Consider the following 19,363-nt stretch of genomic DNA (forward strand, 5'->3'; position numbering starts at 1 on the left):
ACTCTGAGAGGAAGCCAGTGCCCGCGGAATACTCCGGCCCCTTGCGGCTGAACTACCTGCAGTACACGGTGAGGTCGGATCGGCAGATGTTCGAGACGATCATCAGAGTGCTCGAACCTGACGTCGTCGACGCCGCCACACCACGCCGACTCCTGTTCGTGCTGCCCTCGTGCCCGGAGCTCAGCCACCGCTCCGGGGACGGGCTCGATGAGATCCTGCGAAACGACCTGCACAACCGGTACGGCATGGTGGCCGTGGCCCCGAGCTATTCGGACTGGCCGTGGATGACCGATCTACCGGACCAGCAGATGTTCCAGCAGGTGCTGTACTTCATCGAGGACGTCGTGCCATTCATCGACGGGCTCTACCCCGGTGCCACCAGGCTCCTGATCGGGCACAGCAAGGCGGGTTCGGCCGCGCTCCAGCTGTTGCTCCGGTACCCGGAGCTGTTCACCGCAGCGGCCGCGCACGACGCACCGATCATGAAGGAGCAGCCCGACCAGTGGGAGATGCCCTACTTCTGGCCGAACGCAGAGCACTTCCGAGACTTCGCCATCCCGCACCTGCTCCGGACACGGGGCCAGAGCCTCGGGCCCACCCCGCGGATCGGTCTGTACGGATACGCCAACTTCGGCAAGAACCCGCCCTCCTGGTCCTACGACCACCTGACCGCAGCCCATGAGCTCCTGGACGAGCTCGAAATTGCGCACGTCTACGCCAACGACACCAAGCACGAGCACCGGTGGGACGCCGGTTGGATTCCGGACGCGGTGGCGGCGCTCGATCGCATGTCGGCTTCTTACCACCGCCGATGAGTTCATGTGTGCACCGCACGTGCCATTCCGACACCTGAGCATGGAGGCGCCGATCCGACAACACCTCTGACCGACAATTCCGGGCAAATATTGCGGCCGACCTTCGTTGCTACTGCCCTCCACTTGAACTCTTCTTTCGGGCGCATAACGCAACGATGAACTACCTGTGCCCGCACACATATACTCGAATGTTTGATCGACTATCGTCATACCGATCAACCCCTTCGCCCGCCCTCGCACTCCCTGCGGCCATCCCGAGGCCAGCCCCGGGAACGCTGCGCCGATTCGCGCCTGAGCTCTGCACTACGCCTGCAGCGAGGCCTCCCCTGCGCGTGACTTCGGGCCCACCGCAGCCCTCTGCACCCCATCGATTCATCGAACCCCTGGCGTTCACCATTGGGTCGCTTCCCGGCAACACATGATGGCATCAATTAAATCTCTGTTAACGATCGGCCAACGATCGGTAAGCGCTTGACACGTGCGATACAAATGTCGCATGCATACACTCACTGGATGCACGCCAAGGGCGACGCGGGGAATCAGTAGAACCACTCGACGCAGAATGGCCGCAGGAATCACTGCGTTCACCGTTCTTTCGATCACAGGAGTGGTCACCCCTGCTGTCGCGGGTCCGGACACCTCGCCTTCTGCCACGGATGCGGCCGTCTCGAGCGTGCCTGAGCCGGACATCGTCAGTATCGACTTCACCTCCGAGGGCCCGGTCGAGCACACCAGAGACCGCACGGTCACCGCTGACGGCGTCGCCCCCTCGATCGAGTACGACGAGTCGGTGCAGCGTCACGTGGCGAACTTCGCCGCTGAGGAGGACCGGACCAGCACAGGCACCGGGGCGCTCATCACCGATATTCCGGACGCATGGTCGACCAGCGACCCCGAGCATGTCGACGGCGTCGACGTGCTCGACGGCGGAACATTCGAGTGCTTCTTCCGCTATGACGGCGACATACCGGTCCCCTCGGGGCAGACGAACCGCATCTGCTCGGGCGGCCCGGAGGGCTATGGGTTCTACCTGCCGGCCACGGGTGAGTTCCTCCGGTTCCAGGCCACCTCCACCTCCGCCGACAAGAACACGGCGACTGCGCCGATCCCGGTGCAGCCCGGCGAATGGGTGCACGCAGTTGCGACCGTGGGCGAGGGTGAGATCAAGCTCTACCTCGACGGCCAGCCCGCTTGGGAGCTACCGGTCCAGCCCGGCGTTGGTTCCGGGACGGGCCGCAACCACCTCGGCCCGTACACCCAGCTGCGGGTGGACTCTGTTCCGAAGTGGGGCATCGGAGGCCAGCCGACAGCCGACGGATTCACCGCGCCCGGAAACGTTGCCGTCGCGGCTTCACGTGCGTGGAGCAGCGTGCTCACCGACGAGCAGGTGCTGGATCTGTGGCGGGCCGAGCGACCGACACCGGCCGACGTGGACCTTCCGGACGCCGACATCCTGGACGTCGACTTCTCCAGCCCGGACGACCCGTTCCAGGACCACTCCCCCGCTGCTCGTGCACCACGCTCGACGGGTACGACCGACGTGGCACGCAGCACCGCGTTCGCGAGCCAGCCCAGCTACGCCTACACCACAGACGGCGCGAACGACCATGTCTTCTACCCACTGCAGGATGCGTGGGCCGACACCGGCATGCCTCGCACCGACGACATCGCGACCTGGGCGGACGACACCTGGGCAGGTGAGGGCATCACCCTGCAGTGCGACGTCATGGTCCGGGAGGACCTCCCGGTGGACGGCGCGCCGCACTTCTGTGCCGGCAAGAGCTCAGGCGGCTTTGGGCTGCACCTGAGCGACTCATCGATCGTGGCCTCGTTCCACATCAACGGCGGCTACCGCAGCGTGACGTCGGCGCCGATCGACAGCGGAGTCTGGCACAGTGTCGTGGCCACGTTCGACGGCACCCAGGTGGCGCTCTATGTCGATGGGGCGCTCCAGGGGGTCAACTCCTCGAACACGGCCGGCAACGTCAAGGCGCCGACAGCGGGGTCGAGCATCGAGCCCTACGTGCGCTACTTCGCCATCGGTTCCGATGTGAAGGGGCGCGGCGACATCGAGACCCCGGCAGCGGTCACGGTCGGTCACGCCCGGATCTGGAGCACGGCGCTGAACGCCGACCAGGCCGCGCAGCTGGACCGGGACTCCTTCGGGGACCGGATCGCCTCTCCTGAGCTCATCACCTCGGTCCCGGCCGCCGGCTCCCACCTGGAGTCACCCCAGGAGTTCGACGTCCAGGTCAGCGACCGCACACTGGCCACCGGCTGGCGCTACCTGCTCGATGGCGAGCCGATCGAGCTCGGTGAGGTCATCGGTGCAGGCATGGCTGCCGGCGACCACGAGATCGCCATCACCGCTGTCGATGTGTTCGGACGCCCGGTGAGCTGGACCATCCCGTTCACGTCGCCGAACATCCCGGAAGGCGGCGGCACCGACACCGGTCAGGGCCGCGGTACCGTGACCCTCTCCGCGATCGCGACCGGCTCGAGCGAGCAGGTCACGACCACCTTCCAGGAGGCCGACCTCATCGACGCCTCCGGCGGCGTGCAAGGAGTTGTCAGCGAGTCTCCGGAGCGTCTCGGACTCGACTTCACCAACGACCTGGACGATCTGACGGAGATCACCGGCTCGCTCACGCCCGATGACGGCGAGCTCGTCGAGACCCCCGCCACCGGCAACGGCTACCCGTTCCAGCGTTACGACATCGAGCTGCCCAGCAGCGAGCACGGCCAGCAGCTGCTGTGGAGCGGCCAGGTGGACCCGGCCCGGATGGCGCGGCTGTGGACCTGGGACGTCGACAGTGAGCAGTGGGACTTCATCGACGTGGCACCGGGTGCGGCCGATGACGACACACACCTGCAGGGAGAGCTGCAGCCGCGCATGATCGACACCAACAGTGCCGAGCGGCCCGTGGTGCACGTGCTGGTCACCGCCGAGGATCCGTTCCTCGACAACCTCTCACCGCGCGATGACTCCGCGGGTCTCCCAGAAGCGAGGGATCATTTCGAGGATCCCGAGGACTACGACTTCTCCTTCGTGCACTACACCGACCAGCAGTACACGACTGAAGTCGCCTCCGGCAGCGACCACGGCTGGCCGAGCAGCCTGCCGTGGCAACACATCGATGGTGCCACGAACACCCCGGAGGAGTCCGCGGTCTTCCGCCAGGCGCTCATCGCACAGAACGAATGGATTGCGGCGAACCAGGACGAACGCAACATCCGCTACGTCGCCAACACCGGTGACATCATCAACAGCGAGGTGCCGATCAACGACCTGCAGTTCGATCCGGACGCTGAGGATCCGATGGACGGGTCATCCGTCTATGACTACACGACCGCAGACGGCGAGGTCGCTGGTGTCCAGGAACAGGTGCGCAGCGAGTTCGAGGTCGCCCGAGAGGTCCAGGAGCCGCTGTGGAGCACTGGCATCCCGAACCAGACAGTGGCGGGGAACCACGACAACCACAACGGCGACCACAACGGTCCCTTGTCTCCGTTCGCCCAGTTCTTCCCGGCTTCGGCCTACTACGAGCAGGCGGAGACGCTGTGGCCGGAGGACGCCTCGTACCACGCCATGGACGAGGTCACCGATCCCGAGACCGGTGAAGTGATCACCCGAGGGGAGGACAACTCGAACAACTACGTGCTCTTCTCCGCCGGTGGGCTCGATTTCGTCGCAGTCGGTCTGTCCTACGGCGTGACGGACGAGGAGATCGCGTGGGCCAACTCTGTCTTCGAACGGTTCAGCGACCGCAACGGCATCCTCATCACTCACGGCTACCTCAGCGCATCGAGCCAGCCCGACGGCCGGGACGCACCACGGGGCGCCGACGGAGGCAGGCTGTACGACCAGGTGATCAGGGACAACGAGAATGTGTTCCTGGTGCTCGGCGGTCACTTCCACGGGGTGGGCACGAACGTCGAGACGGTCCGTAGCTCTGACGGGACGACCCGAGTCGTGCAGATGCTCGCCGACTACCAGGGGTACCTGGTTCCGGCGGAGCAGGTGTTCACCCCGGAGCGCTGTGCTGCAGCCGGGCTCGACCCCGAGACGCAGTGCATCGTCGGGACCGGCGCTGACGCAGGAAAGATCGACGTCGACGGCGACGGGTCGTGGGATCACCTCGCCACCGACAAGCTCGCCCTCGGCGCAAGCTTCCTGCGGATGCTGCAGTTCGACACCGAGGAGAACACGATGTCGGTGGACACCTACTCACCGTTCCTCGATGAGTTCGGAGCCACCGAATACGACCATGGCAGCTCGCCCAAGACCACACCGGAGCCCATCGACCGCTATAACGGGGCCGAGGACAACCTCACCGTGCCGGTCAACTTGAGCACCCGCATGACATCGTTCGGGACGGATGGCCTGACCGTGGTCACACCGACCGAGAACGTCATCGGCACCAAGACGGTGAAGTCCGGCTTCCCGGCGACCGTGACGTGGAGCGGCCTGACGGAAGGTCAACGATACGCCTGGATCGCAGTGAGCCGGGAGGCCGAAGAGCCCACCGGAGTGATCAGCCAGTTCGGTGGCACGTTCGTCGCCACGGCCGCTGGCACTGACACCGAGCCGCCGGTGCTCACCATCCCGCAGGGCACGACAGTGGCAGTCGGTGCGGCGTTCGATGTGCTCGCCGGAGTCAGCGCCGTCGACAACACCGACGGCGATGTGACCGACCGCATCGAGGTCATCGGCGGTGTCGACACCACCACGCCGGGCCACTACGCAGTCACGTACGTCGTGGCAGACACCAACGGCAACCAGGCGATCGGATCGCGGGCCGTGGCAGTCCTCGACCAGTCGAACGAGCCGTCCGACCCCGACGACCCGAGCAGTCCCGGCGGCTCCAACGACGGTGGCTCCGACGGCGGCGGCTCCGACGGAGCTGGCTCCGACAACACCGGCTCCGACGGGACCGACGGGACCGGCACCGACACCGACGGCAGCGACGGCAGGGATGACTCTGCCACGGCCGCAGGCACCGGCGATCACCTGGTGCAGACCGGTGCGGATGTCGCCTGGCTCACAGCGACGACAGCTGCCCTCCTCCTGCTGGGTGCCCTGCTGCTCCTCGCGCGGCGTCGCCGAGCCGCCAAGGGTAGCGCTCGCTGACAACGGTCTCTCTGCACTGACCGCAGCGCCCTCTTGTTCGGCGGACCGAGGCCCCACTCAGCCTGGGTCCGCCGAACAAGAGGGAGGACGGCGCCGCATGCGCGGTGCCTCTCCCGCCACCCACACCTGCGCGACATCGGCCGGTGTGCCGAGAGCGAAGATCTTCGCCAGCGCGTCCCCCGCGCTGGCCGCACTCCGGAGCACCGCCTCGGCGGTGGAACCCTCCTGCGGACGGAACCACACGGCGTCGAAGGCCATCCCCTCGGACAGGTGACCGACCTGGTCCAGGCCGAGGGCGTGAGCCCCAGCCACCGTGGCCAGGTGCAGGAGATGCTCGGGCGCGAGCGGGACGCCGTCGGGCCGGGCCTGCTGGGCGAAGTACGCCTGGAGGCCCTCCTTGATCAGGCTGAAGCCCGTACCGCCGCCCACATCCGAGCCGAGGGCCACGTGCACACCCGCGTCCAGGTGCGCGCGCATCGGGAACAGCCCGCTGCCCAGGGAGGCGTTCGAGCTCGGACAGTGCGCCACGCTCACACCTGTCTCCCCCATCCGGGCCAGCTCCGCAGGCACCGGGTGCACGTTGTGCGCGAGCACCGAGCGCGGGCCGAGCAGGCCATGCCGGTCGTAGGTGTCCAGGTAGTGCGCAGCGTGCGGGAACAGCTCGGCGACGGCTTCGACCTCGGCGGTGTTCTCGTTGACGTGGCTGGTGAAGTACAGGTCCTCGCGGGAGGTGAAGGTCTGTGCGCAGGCGGCGAGCAGCTCGTCGGTGGCGGACAGGGAGAACCGGGGAGTGACGGCGTAGCGCAGCTTCCCGCGGCCGTGCCAGGTCTCGATCAGGCGGCCCGCCTCGCTCAGCGCTGCGTCAGGTGTGGTGTGCAGGGTGTCCTTGAGCAGCCGGTCCCCCACCACCAGCCCGGCGGTGATCCGCAGGCCAGACCCCTCGGCGGCGGCGAAGAACACGTCCATCGCGCTGGCCTGGTGGGCGCCGAACACCAGCGCAGTGGTGGTGCCGGCCTGGGCCAGCCCGGCCAGCAACTCATCAGCCACCTGGCCGGCGTAGCCGGCGTCGGCCATGTGCTCCTCCTCCGGGAGGGCGCACTCATCCAGCCAGTCCAGCAGTGGCATGCCCAGGCCGCCGATCGCGCGCACCTGCGGGTAGTGCACGTGGGTGTCCACGAACCCCGGCAGCAGGATGCCCGCCCGCAGGTCGAGGACCTCCGCCTCGGGCGCACCGACGCGGGCCTCGGCAAGCGAGCCACGGCCGGTGATGGTGCCGTCTGTGACGGTCAGGGCGACGTCCTCGTCGGAGCGGAGCTGACCGCCGGTGAACGGGTCCGAGGGCACGTCCAGGACCCGGGCTCGGTAGATCGTGGTTCTCACGGTGCCCTCCGCACGTCGTTGTCTACGTCCGACCGGCCCTCATTCCATCACGTTTTCACAGTGCGGACGAGTCTTTCCGTTTGGCTGCGCCGACGTGCGGAGGACTGGTGACCTACTCGTAGAGCGCCTCCTGGATCTCGGGATCATCGATGTTGTCGGCGTCGTACCAGTAGAAGCCGGTGTCGATGGTCGCGGAGAGCTCTTCACCGTTGATCGCCTTCAGCGCGGCCTCGATCAGCTGCTCCCCCATCCCGACCGGGTCCTGGGTGATCGCACCGGCCATCACACCGGACTCGATCGCATCGATCTGCGCCTGGCCGGAGTCGAACCCGACGATCACCACGTCGCCGTCCTTACCGGACTCCTGCACCCCCTTGATCACGCCGATCGCCGAACCTTCGTTGGCCCCGTAGATGCCGGCGAGGTCCGGGGTGGAGGTGAGGATGGACTTGGTGATGTTCGCCGAGAGGTTCTGGTCTCCCTCGCCGTACTGCGGCTCGAGCAGCTCGATGTCGGGGGCGTTCTGCTCCATCCACTCGATGAAACCGTCCCGGCGGTCCTGACCGGAGCCGGAGGTCTGGTCGTGGATCACCATCGCGACCTTGCCCTGGTTGTCGATCAGCTCGGCCATGTGCTCTGCGGCGGCGGCAGCTGCCGCCTTGTTGTCCGTGGCGACCGTGGTCAGCGGGATCTCGGAGTCCACCCCCGAGTCGAACGCGATCACCGGGATGTCCTGGCTCTGCGCCTGCTGCAGCAGCCCTTCGGCTGCGCGGGAGTCCAGGGCGGCGAACGCGAGTGCCGCCGGGCTCTTGGCGATCGCGCTCTGCAGCATGTTGATCTGGTCCTCCACGTCGCTCTCCGTGGCCGGGCCGTCGAACGTGATCGTGGCTCGACCCTCGGCGCCGCGCTCGGCACCGGTCTTCACCGCCTGCCAGAACTGGTGCTGGAATCCCTTGGAGACGATTGCGATGTACGGCAGGTCGCCGTCGCCACCACCGCCGCCCCCGCTCTCCTCCGAGCAGGCAGCCAACCCCATGACGGCGGCGCCGGCCGCCGTCCCGATCAACAGTGTCCGTCTGCGCACTTTGTTCTCCTTCGATTGGTGCCCCTGGTGGGGCGGGACAGGGGTCAGGTCGAGCTGGCGGCGCGCTTGCGCAGCGTGTCGATGTACACCGACGCGACGATCACCGCACCGAGGATCACGTTCTGCCACTCCTGCGGCACCGACATCAGCTGCAGCCCGTTGTTGATCACCGCGATGATCAGCGCACCGATCACCGTGCCGACGATCGAGCCGCGCCCACCCATCAGGGAGGTGCCACCGATCACCACAGCGGCGATCGCCTGCAGCTCGTACCCCATGCCGATCGCGGGTTGCGCAGAGCCCAACCGGGCGGCGATGAGCACACCCGCCAGGCCGGTGAACAGGCCGGCGAAGGCGTAGACGGCGATCTTCCACCGGGTGACATTCACCCCGGAGATCGCCGTGGCCTCCTCGTTCGACCCGAGGGCGTAGGTGTAGCGGCCGAGGATGGTGCGGTTGAGCACGATGCCGGCGATCACGGCGACCACCACGAACACCAGCACGGCGTTCGGTACCCGGGGGATGAGCGTGCCGGTGGACAGCTGCATGAAGCCGCCGGCGGTCTCGGCGTCGATGTAGATCGGGGTGCTGTTCGACAGCACGAGCGCCAGCCCGTCGGCGGCCATCATCATCGCCAGCGTCGCGATGAACGGTGGCAGCTTCGCCAACGCCACCAACAGCCCGTTGACCAGTCCGACCAGTCCGCCGAAGAGGATCGCCAGGACCACGCCGAGCTGCCACGGCAGGCCCATGGTGGTGATGAAGTTGCCGGCCATCACCGCACACAGCGCCATACCGGTGCCGATGGACAGGTCGATGCCGGCGGTGATGATCACGAACGTGGTGCCCAGGGCGAGGGTGCCGATCACCACGGTGGAGAACAGCATGTTCCCCACCAGGTTGCCCCAGGTGAAGAACACCGGGGAGGCCAGGGAGAACACGATCATGATGAGGATCAGGCCGGCGAAGGCGAACAGCTGCTGCAGCCCGGCCCGAAGGTGCCTGGTCATCCCGGTGGCGGGCCTCTGGTCCGTCTCGTTCTGACCGGTGGTCGTGGTGCTCATTGTGGTCCTGCCTCGCTGATCACACTGGGTTCAGAGTCGGGGCGGAGCGTGGCCAGCTCCATGATGTTCTCCTGGGTGGCGCGGTCCTGGTCGAGCACGCCGCTGACCCGGCCTTCGCTCATCACCACCACGCGGTGGGCCATGCGCAGCACCTCGGGCAGCTCGGAGGAGATCATGATGATCGACTTGCCTGCCGCCGCGAGCTGGTTCAGCAGGGTGTAGATCTCGTCCTTGGCGCCGACGTCGATGCCGCGGGTGGGCTCGTCGAAGATGAGGATGTCGCAGTCCTTGGTGAGCCACTTGGCGATGACGACCTTCTGCTGGTTGCCGCCGGAGAGGTGGTTCACCACCTGACCGGTGGACGGGGTGCGGATGCCCAGGGACCGGACCTTCTCCCGGGCTTCCTCAGCGATGCCGGTTGAGCGCACGAAACCTGCGGAGGTGAACTTCTCCCGCAGCGAGGACAGCGCGATGTTGTCCGCCACACTGAGGTTGAGCAGGAGGCCGTAACGCTTGCGGTCCTCGGACAGGTAGCCGATGCCGTGCTCGTTCGCGCGCGCCGGGTGCGGTATCCGCACCTGACGGCCGTGCACGGCGATGGTGCCGCTGGTGATCGGGTCGGCACCCACGATGGCGCGCGCCACCTCGGTGCGCCCTGCGCCCATCAGACCGGCGAAGCCGAGGATCTCGCCCTTGCGTAGCTCGAAGGAGACATCCCGCAGCAGGTGCTTGGTGGACAGACCGGTGACACTCAGCACCGGCTCGCGCCCCTCGCGCACGTTCTGCGGTCCCACGCTGGTGTCGATCTCCCGGCCGACCATCCGGGAGATCACCTCGGCCATCGTGGTCTGGGCGGTCGTGACCGTGTCGATGTACCGCCCGTCGCGGATCACGGTGATCCGGTCGGAGATCGCGCGCAGCTCGTCCATCCGGTGCGAGATGTAGATGACGGCGGTGTGCGGGGTGATGAACCGACGGATCAGCTGGTGCAGAGTGGCCACCTCGGCGTTGTTCAGCGCCGCGGTGGGCTCGTCCATGATGAGCACCTTGGTGCTCTCGTCGCTGAGCGCCTTGGCGATCTCCACCATCTGCTGCTTGGCCACGGTGAGGGTGCCGACGATGCTGCGCGGGTCCAGGTCCAGGCCGAGCCGGTCCAGCAGCTCCGCGGTCTGCTGGTTCAGCGCACGGTCGTCGGTGAAGATGCCGGCTCGCCTGGGTTCTCGGCCGATGAAGATGTTCTGGGCGACCGTCAGGTCGGGCATCAGGTGGAACTCCTGGTGGATGATGCCGATACCCAGCTCTTCAGCGTGCTTGGGCCCGGTGGGCCGGTAGGGCTGGCCGTCCAGCTCGAAGGTGCCCGAGTCCGGGGTGTAGATGCCGGACAGCAGCTTCATCAGGGTGGACTTGCCCGCACCGTTCTCCCCCACCAGCGCGAGCACCTCACCGGGATAGACCTGCAGGTGCATGTCCGCCAGCGCCTGCACCCCGGGGAAGCCCTTGGAGACGCCCTCGAGCGAGAGCAGTGGCGTCATCGAATCCCCTCCTTCGTGGGCGCAGGCGAGGGAGCGGCACCGTGGCGGCTTTCGCGTGCCGCTGCGGTGTCGGGTCGCGGAGGTTCTCCCCAGTCAGACGCCATAGTCACGAACGCGCATCAGTAATCGTTTACCAATGTGACGCACGCTACACGCTGCTCTCGGGTGAAGTCCATCGACCGCTCGGGCGTGGCGTGATCGCCGGCGGTGAACGCCCTCGGGGTCGCCGGAGTCTGCGTGGGAGAATGACAAGATGCCCAACGGCCCGTTGATCGTCCAGTCCGACAAGTCCCTGCTCCTCGAGGTCGAGCACGACCAGGCGGCCGAGTGCCGCCGCGCGATCGCCCCGTTCGCGGAGCTGGAGCGCGCCCCGGAGCACGTGCACACCTACCGCCTCACCCCGCTGGGGCTGTGGAACGCGCGCGCCGCCGGGCACGACGCCGAGCAGGTGGTCGACGCGCTGATCACCTACTCCCGGTACCCGGTGCCGCACGCGCTGCTGGTGGACATCGCCGAGACGATGAGCCGGTACGGGCGGCTGCAGCTGGTCAGCGACCCTGCCCGCGGGCTGCTGCTGCACGCGCTGGACGCCCCGGTGCTGGCCGAGGTGATGCGCTCCAAGCGCACCCAGGGGCTGCTCGGGGAGAAGATCGACGACGAGACCGTGGTGGTCCACCCCAGCGAGCGGGGCCACCTCAAGCAGGTGCTGGTCAAGCTCGGCTGGCCGGCCGAGGACCTCGCCGGCTACGTGGACGGCGAGGCGCACGAGATCAGCCTGGACACCTCGGACTGGGCGCTACGGCCCTACCAGGAAGAGGCGGTGGAGGGCTTCTGGCACGGCGGGAGCGGCGTCGTCGTGCTTCCCTGCGGGGCAGGCAAGACCCTGGTGGGCGCCGGCGCGATGGCCCGGTCAGGGACCACCACGCTGATCCTGGTGACGAACACGGTCAGCGCCCGGCAGTGGCGGGACGAGCTGGTCCGGCGCACCAGCCTCACCCCGGAGGAGATCGGTGAGTACTCCGGGTCGCGCAAGGAGGTACGGCCGGTGACGATCGCCACCTACCAGGTGCTCACCACCAAGCGGAAGGGTGTGTACCCGCACCTGGAGCTGCTCGATGCCCGGGACTGGGGGCTGATCCTGTATGACGAGGTGCACCTGCTTCCCGCACCCATCTTCCGGATGACGGCGGACCTCCAGGCGCGTAGGCGCCTCGGGTTGACCGCCACGCTGGTGCGTGAGGACGGCCGGGAGGACGAGGTGTTCTCCCTGATCGGGCCCAAGCGCTACGACGCGCCGTGGAAGGACATCGAGGCACAGGGGTACATCGCACCGGCGGAGTGCGTGGAGGTGCGGTTGGACCTGCCGCACACCGACCGGATGACCTACGCGGTCGCCGAGCCGGAGGACCGGTACCGGCTGGCGGCCACCGCCCCGGGCAAGCTGGCGGTGGTGGAGCAGATCCTGGCCCGTCACCCCGGGGAGCAGACCCTGGTGATCGGGCAGTACCTGGACCAGCTCACCGAGCTCGGGGAGCACATCGACGCACCCGTCATCACCGGCGCCACCACCGTGCCCGAGCGGCAGCGGCTGTTCGAGGCGTTCCGCTCCGGGGAGCTGACCACGTTGGTGGTGTCCAAGGTGGCGAACTTCTCCATCGACCTGCCCGAGGCGGCGGTGGCGATCCAGGTCTCCGGGTCGTTCGGGTCCCGGCAGGAGGAGGCCCAGCGCCTCGGCCGGCTGATGCGGCCCAAGGCCGACGGGCGCACCGCGCACTTCTACGCCGTGGTCACCCGGGACACGGTGGACCAGGACTTCGCCGCCCACCGGCAACGGTTCCTCGCCGAGCAGGGGTATGCGTACTCGATCCTGGACGCGGAGGACCTGGCCGGGACCGAGGCGCCCTGACCTCGACGGCTCCCCTCACTCAGGAGCGCTCGGACGGCAGCGGCAGGTTGTAGTGAGCCAGCTCCCAACGCTCGGGAGCCAGATGCAGCACGGTCCGCGAGCAGTTGCTGGGTGGCCCCATGGAAGCATGCCCGGGGCTCGGCGTGCCGGCGGCATGCGCAGAGGCGACCCGGATCGATCCACCGTGGCTGAACACGAGCGCCGGATCGGCCCCCTGCTCAGCGATCTCCATCAGGCACTCGATCATCCGTACCCGCAGCTCGGCGAACGTCTCACCGCCACCGCGCCGCGGGTCGCCTCCTGCGCGGGAGGCGGCGACGACCTCGGGCTCCTCCTGCTCCACGTCCGCGATGCGCCGGCCCGACCAGGAGCCCACGCTGACCTCACGGAGACGCGGATCCTCCACCACAGCGGCACCGACGAGATCGGCATACGCCTGCGCGGTGTCCCGCGCGCGTGGCAGGTCGCTGCTCCACACGGTAGCTAGTGCGCCCACCTCGTCGGCGAGGGCCCGACCGACCCGCTGGGCCTGCTGCCGCCCTCTGTCGGTCAGGCCGGAGTCAGCATGACCCTGGTGCCTGTCCTCGACGTTCCACAACGACTCCCCATGCCGTACCAGGATGATGCGCATCTGTGTGTCGTGCTCCCTTCTGAGGCCGACGACGGTGTGTCGCCGGTCGTGTCTGCTTGTCCACCGCCGTAGTTCCCGGGCGCAGGTCGCTGCGGTCGGCGCCGCTGAGGCGTCAGCTTCCACCCCGCTCACCAGCCAGTGGGATTCCTGTCAGCTCTGCGTGGCCTCTGCCCACGGCACCTGTGCGCCCTCGCCATGCTGGTGCCGCAGAGCGCGGGCCGCGGCCAGCTGTTCGCGCTGCACCGCGGCGGCGTCACGTGCCACAGCCTCGGGGTCGCACAGCTCCCGCAATGCTCGTTCGAGCGTGGCGGCCTGCTCCGGTCGCTCCGACCACAGGTTGTTGAGCTCGTCCGGGTCGTCGCGAAGGTTGAACAGCTGGTGTGGTGCGGCGTCGTTGTAGATGAGCTTCCAGTCGCCCTGCCGGACCATGCACCCACCCCCGCGCACGTTGTGGCCGTGGTAGGTGCAGAGCACGGCGCGCTGCGGGTCGTCCTCAGGGATGTCCTGCAGCGGCTCACCGCTCCAGTGCCCCGGGCGCCGGGCGCCGACGGCGCGGAAGAGCGCAGCCTGCAGGTCGAGGGTGCTCACTGGCGTGCGTACCCGCCGCCCGGCCTCGAAGCCCGGGCCGACGGCAAGCATCGGCACCCGCACCGAGGGCTCGTAGAGACTGGTCTTGCCCCACATCCCGAACGTACCCAGCATCTCGCCATGGTCGCTGGTGTAGCAGAGCACCGTGTCCTGAGCGAGGCCGGCTGCCTCGAGGCCGTCGAACAACCGCCCCAGCAGGGAGTCGACATAGCTGACGGCTCCGAAGTATCCAGCACGCAGCTCCCGGACCAGCTCATCGGGATAGTCCCAGCGGCCATGGTCGCGGATGTCCTGCGCGTAGGGATGCTGGGCGGACCGCTCCCTCACGCCGTACCGCGGCAGGTCGGCGAGACCGGCGTACATCTCCCAGAACGGGGGCTCGGTCGTGTACGGGGGGTGGGGCGGGTGGATCTCCACCGTCATGGTCCAGGGGCCGTTGAGGGCACTTCCGGTGCGGTGGAACCAGTCCACGGCGGCATCGATGCGCTCGTCCTCGACCGCGTACTGGTCCTCGACCGGTCCGCTGGCTGCGGTCGTGACCAGCGGTCGGGTGGACGGACGCGGTGCGCGGATCGCCTTCTCGGCCAAGGACCGTTCGCTTCGTTGCACCCCGATCATCTCGGAGAACCCGAGCGCGAACGGGTCGCGGTACAGGTTCGACCCACCGCCGAGGTACACACTGTGCACACCCTGCTCCGCCAGCACCTGTCCATAGCTGGGGTGCCGGCGCTCGATCACCTTGGAGTTGTTGTAGCACTGCACCTCGTGCGTCGGCCGGCCGGCCATGAAGGCCGACCGGGACGGCACGCACAACGGTGAGGGGCAGTAGGCGTTCTCGAACACGCTGCCACGTGCGGCCAGCCGGTCCATCTGTGGCGTCCTGACGATGTCATGGCCGTAGGTGGAGGAGTACAGCGGGTTGTGCTCGTCACTGACCAGGAGGACGACGTTGGTCATGGTCGCGCTCTCCCTCCTCCTGCACCGGGTGCCTCGGTCGCGACCATCAACCGGTCACCCCCACCTCGTCGAGCTGTTCCGCGGCCGCCTCGACGAACAGCGCGTACCCGAAGTCGTCGTTCAGCTTCTCCACGAACGCCTCATAGCCGGAGACCGGCTGCTGACCGGTGAGGAACTGGATCATCTGGTCCTCCGCGAAGCGGTCCGCATCGGCCCGGTTGTAGCCCTCCGGTGAGACGATGAAGTCCTCCCAGGTCACCAGCACCTCCTGAGCGTGCGCGCGCTCCCAGTACGGCTGCTGGTCCGGGAACTTGGCCGTCAGGTACGGAACCTCCTCACGTCCGGAGACCTGGTAGATGAAGAAGGTGCCGCCCTCCTCGGCCATGGCCGGTAGCGGGACGATCTCGTCGTCTGCGCCACGTTCGTAGTGCGTACCCTCGACACCGAACATCACGAACTCGTTCCCCTCCGGGGTGGAGACGTAGTTGATCAGGTCGATGAGCTTCTGGATCTTCTCGTCCTGACCGGCCAAGGTGGCCGGCAGGGCGTACATGACGGCGGCGTCGGTGCCGACGGCGATCGAGCTCGGCGAGCCGTCCTCCTGGGTGAACAGGTCCAGCTGCACCCACTCGGCGTCGGGGTTGGAGGCGACCGCCAGCTCGGCAGCCTGCTCCTTCTTCACCCCGGTCCAGGACTGCGCCATCACCCCGGCAAGTCCTTGGAAGCCACGGTCTCGAGCATCGAGACCCTCAAGGGTATAGATGTCCGGGTCGACGAACCCGGCCTCCTGGATGTCGTTGATGTACTCGATCGCGTCGACCATGCCCTCGTCCTCGTAGCTGGCATGCGCCTGGCCGTCGTCGCCGACGTAGAGGCGGCCTGGTCCCGGGGTGCCGAAGGCCCCCCACAGGGGGGCGAACGACGCCACGGACGCCCCGGTGAGCCCATACGTGTCATTCTGACCGTTGCCGTCCGGGTCGTCCTCGGTGAACGCACGCAGCACCTCCCGGAACTCCTCCACGGTCGTCGGGGCCTCCAGGTCCAGGTTGTCGAGCCAGTCCTGGCGGATCCAGAAGGTGTGGTCGTTCGTGTTGTTGACATACGGCGTGATGGCGGCGAGCTCACCGTCCATCCACCCCAGGTCCGCGGTCTCCTGACCGACGTAGGAGACATAGTCCCCCAGCTGGTCCTCGTACGGTGTCAGGTCGAGCACCAGACCCTGATCGACGTAGGTCTGCAGCTGGTTCCGGTCGACCCGGAACAGGTCCGGTGAGTCGCCGGCGGCCAACGACGCGGAGAGGTCCTCCGGAGTTGGCTCGTGGAGGACCGTGGCGCCGATCTCCTCGGAGAGACCGATCGCTATCGGGCTCTCCGGCTCCGTCTCGTGGTTGTCGGCCGCACCGCCGACTGCGATGCGCAGCTCGATCGTGCCGTCGCCCGAGCCACCCTCACCCCCGGAGCACGCCGCGAGCACCAGCGTGGCCGAGACGAGCAGCGCTGCTGCGGAGAGCGTCCGCTTCGAAGAAGCCATCAGAGGTCACCTTTCGTGGTCACAAGTGGGAATCACCAGACGCGCTCCGGCACGCAGGCTCGCGCGCAGCCCGTCCGCGCTGGTTGCAGTCGCCGGCAGAGCCGCACTGATGTCGGAAGGCTCGGACACTCCGCGTCCGAGTCGTGGATCGATCACCCCGGTCGTGATCTTCGTTGCATCGAACGTAGAACGCATGGCGGTCGACGCGCTAGTAAAATCGGTTTACCCCGGGCTGACCGGATGCTCCCGCCTCGCCCGTGCCAGGCGCGGTGGCGCCGCCGACTCGCGGGGGTGCAGGTACGGCTGCTGCGCGACCACGTGCGACTCCTCGACGTCCTCGCCGTCGATGTACCGGATGAGAAGCCGTACCGCCTCCTGGCCGAGCTCACGGAGCGGCAGCACCACAGTGGACATGCGCGGCACGGTGAAGTCAGCCGTCCAGGCATCTTGGATCGCCACAACGGACAGCATCTGTGGCACCGACACCGATGAGTCCAGCGCCGCGGCGATAGCACCGGTGCCGGTGCTGACGTTGACCGTCACCACCCCGGTGACCTCAGGCCTCTCCCCGACCAGCTGATTCAGTGCGTGGAAGCCGCCCGGAGCGGTCCAGTCCCCATCGACCACGTGCAGCGAGCTCGCCAAGCCTGCCTCGGCCATCGCGCGGCGAGCGCCGTCAAGTCTCGCATCGTTGGTGTGGGTTCCCTGGACGCCGCCGATGAACCCGATCTCGCGGTGACCGAGCTCGATGAGGTGCTTCGCCGCCAGCCGACCGGCCAGGCTCTCGTCCACCAGCACGCCGGGTGACAGCGTGCGACCGGGCGTGTTGAAGACCACCGTCGGCAGAACTGCACCGATCTCGTCGATCGCATCCCCCATGCTGGCGTGACCGTCCTGGAGGATCAGACCGTCGATCCGCGCGCCACCCAGGTACAGGCGCCGGCTCTCGGGCGTGAAGGCCAGCTCGTCGGCGTCGGTCAGCAGGAGCAGGTACCCACGCGCGACGGCCTCTTCGCGTGCTCCCTCCAGCAGCTTCACGACAAGGGTGCTGGCGAGATCGTGCACCGCCAGGCCGATCACCTTTGTGCGCCTCTGGCGTAGCGCCTGGGCAGAGGCCTGGGGAACGTACTGGAGCCGCTCAGCAGTCGCCAGCACTCGTCGGCGGGTCTCGGGTCGCACGCTCACCGTGGGATCGTCGTTGATCACCCGGGAGGCCAGACCGATCGAGACTCCTGCCGCCTTGGCCACGGTGGCGAGCTTCGGCGCCCGGGCCCTCGGACTGGTGGAGTGCGGGCGCTTCATGGGTGTGCTCCTTCCGCGGCCTGGAGCGGCCGGTCATTCACACGTCGCGTACCTTGTGGACGAGACTAGGCGAGCGCGCCGGCCGCATCACACCCTGACCTGGGAGCCCACCAGCGCGTCCGACATCACGGTGCCCTGCGCCGTCGGCATGGCAAGACCGAGGGCCGCCGCGAAGGTGGGTGCCTGGTCGAGCATGTTTCGTCGGCCTAGGTCAAGGCCGGCTGTGAACGCCGGACCGGTGACGATCAGCACGGGCTGACCGCCGTGCCGGGGCGCATGCCCGTGCGAGCCACGCTTCAGGGGAACGCCCTCATCACCAGCCACGACCACCGGTCGCCCGGTCAACGCGGACGCCACCGTGACGCCGGGCTCGGACTCGACCACCCAGGTGAACGGCCCGTCCAGGCCGTAGTCGCTGCGGGCCTGTTCTGCGGTCCAGAACTTCTCGATCCGGTACCGAGGGTCGGCCTCGATCTCGGCCAGCAGCTGTGCCACCTGAGCCCGGCGCTCGGGGGTGATGCCGTCGGCCAGGAAGATCTGGCCGGAGAGACCGCCGCCGAGGCAGTACGCGTCGTAGTCGATCAGCTCACCGGTCGAGGACACCCGCAGGAACCCGCGCTCGGCGAGCACGACGTTCAGGTTCGTCACCTGCTCGACGTCGAGGTGGCCGTGGTCGGACACCACAGCGATGCTGGTCCGGTCCCGCTCACCGGTCTGCTCGAGGATGTCCAGGAAGGTGCTGAGCGCCGCGTCCACGCGACGCAGCGCCCGCTCGACGTGCGGACCGTGAGCACCCTCGGCGTGGCGCGCGAAGTCCAGCGCGGTCAGGTGCACGAACATCAGGTCGGGTCGCTCGTTCCGCAGGATCTGCGCAGACACCTCGTCGACCATGTCCAGGTAGCGACCCTTGCGGCCGTCATTGTGGATCAGGGAGATGTTCGGCAGCACGTACCGTTCGAACGACTGCGTGTTGGTGGTCTGCCGATACTGGTCCTCGAGTCCTGCGAACACCTGCGGGCTGGCGATCTCCGGTACCAGCCAGTCCACGTCCGGCTCGTTGGCCGTGACGGGCCACTGCACCGCTGCCGTGGTCAGCCCACCGGCGCGGGCTGCGGCGAAGATCGTAGGCACCTGCAGCAGCCTGCTGTCCCAGAACCACTCCGGTCGCCGTGCCCACGGCTGGAACTGGGTGTTGTTGTACACGCCGCTGGTCGCCGGCGGGCATCCGGTGATCTGCGCCGCGTGGTTCGGATAGGTCAGGGAGGGATAGACACCCTCTACCTCAGCCACCGATGCCTGTGCCAAGATCCGCGCGAACCCGGGCATCTCCCGAGCGATCGCGATGTCGTCGTAGTGCATTGCGTCCACGGAGACCACGAGAAGCTTGTCTGCCACAGGATGCCCCTTCTTTGCTGTCCCGTCAGCCTACGAAAGGTCGGTGT

At 67.8% G+C, this 19,363-nt stretch carries 12 protein-coding genes; 3 read left to right on the forward strand and 9 right to left on the reverse strand.

What is annotated here, in order from left to right:
- Positions 1-86 precede the first annotated feature (86 nt).
- Together K338_RS0117300 and K338_RS0117305 are read left to right on the forward strand one after the other, a co-directional pair.
- Positions 87-815 (forward strand): alpha/beta hydrolase-fold protein, encoded by a 729-nt coding sequence (locus K338_RS0117300; RefSeq protein WP_157612595.1) that lies wholly within the window; start codon positions 87-89, stop codon positions 813-815.
- 607 nt (positions 816-1,422) lie between these two features.
- The gene (locus K338_RS0117305; protein ID WP_022919420.1) at positions 1,423-5,946 is read left to right on the forward strand and encodes a LamG-like jellyroll fold domain-containing protein; all 4,524 of its coding nucleotides are present in this window, start codon (positions 1,423-1,425) and stop codon (positions 5,944-5,946) included.
- A 57-nt stretch (positions 5,947-6,003) separates the two neighbouring features.
- Here K338_RS0117305 and K338_RS23625 read toward each other — a convergent pair whose 3' ends face one another.
- The 4 genes from K338_RS23625 to K338_RS0117325 all read right to left on the reverse strand — a co-directional run bounded on the left by K338_RS23625 (position 6,004) and on the right by K338_RS0117325 (position 11,006).
- Entirely contained in the window at positions 6,004-7,326 is a 1,323-nt protein-coding gene (locus tag K338_RS23625) for a guanine deaminase (protein WP_022919421.1), read from the reverse strand.
- A gap of 112 nt (positions 7,327-7,438) precedes the next feature.
- Positions 7,439-8,410 (reverse strand): ABC transporter substrate-binding protein, encoded by a 972-nt coding sequence (locus K338_RS0117315; protein ID WP_022919422.1) that lies wholly within the window; start codon positions 8,408-8,410, stop codon positions 7,439-7,441.
- A gap of 44 nt (positions 8,411-8,454) precedes the next feature.
- Positions 8,455-9,474 carry an ABC transporter permease gene (locus tag K338_RS0117320; protein WP_022919423.1) on the reverse strand — a complete coding sequence of 340 codons (1,020 nt, stop codon included), beginning with the start codon at positions 9,472-9,474 and terminating at the stop codon, positions 8,455-8,457.
- Positions 9,471-11,006, reverse strand: a complete 1,536-nt coding sequence (locus K338_RS0117325; protein ID WP_022919424.1) for a sugar ABC transporter ATP-binding protein — start codon at positions 11,004-11,006, stop codon at positions 9,471-9,473. The genes K338_RS0117320 and K338_RS0117325 overlap by 4 nt, the downstream gene beginning before the upstream one ends.
- A gap of 253 nt (positions 11,007-11,259) precedes the next feature.
- Here K338_RS0117325 and K338_RS0117330 point away from each other — a divergent pair, with 253 nt between their 5' ends.
- A complete protein-coding gene (locus K338_RS0117330; protein WP_022919425.1) occupies positions 11,260-12,912 on the forward strand; it encodes a DNA repair helicase XPB in 1,653 nt (550 codons plus the stop codon).
- 19 nt (positions 12,913-12,931) lie between these two features.
- On the opposite strand, the gene K338_RS23630 is transcribed toward K338_RS0117330, so the two are convergent.
- The 5 genes from K338_RS23630 to K338_RS0117355 form a co-directional block, all read right to left on the reverse strand.
- Entirely contained in the window at positions 12,932-13,543 is a 612-nt protein-coding gene (locus K338_RS23630) for a histidine phosphatase family protein (RefSeq protein WP_022919426.1), read from the reverse strand.
- Between the two features lie 150 nt (positions 13,544-13,693).
- Complete coding sequence (locus tag K338_RS0117340; protein ID WP_022919427.1) at positions 13,694-15,088, reverse strand: sulfatase family protein; 1,395 nt, start codon at positions 15,086-15,088, stop codon at positions 13,694-13,696.
- Between the two features lie 46 nt (positions 15,089-15,134).
- Complete coding sequence (locus K338_RS23635) at positions 15,135-16,619, reverse strand: extracellular solute-binding protein (protein ID WP_022919428.1); 1,485 nt, start codon at positions 16,617-16,619, stop codon at positions 15,135-15,137.
- A 222-nt stretch (positions 16,620-16,841) separates the two neighbouring features.
- Complete coding sequence (locus K338_RS0117350) at positions 16,842-17,921, reverse strand: LacI family DNA-binding transcriptional regulator (protein ID WP_022919429.1); 1,080 nt, start codon at positions 17,919-17,921, stop codon at positions 16,842-16,844.
- Positions 17,922-18,008: 87 nt separating this feature from the next.
- On the reverse strand, positions 18,009-19,316 hold the full coding sequence (locus tag K338_RS0117355; protein ID WP_022919430.1) for an alkaline phosphatase family protein: 1,308 nt from the start codon (positions 19,314-19,316) through the stop codon (positions 18,009-18,011).
- Between the last annotated feature and the right edge of the window lie 47 nt (positions 19,317-19,363).

It is taken from the genome of Ruania albidiflava DSM 18029 (genome assembly GCF_000421225.1).
In the GTDB taxonomy this organism is placed as follows: Bacteria; Actinomycetota; Actinomycetes; order Actinomycetales; family Beutenbergiaceae; genus Ruania; species Ruania albidiflava.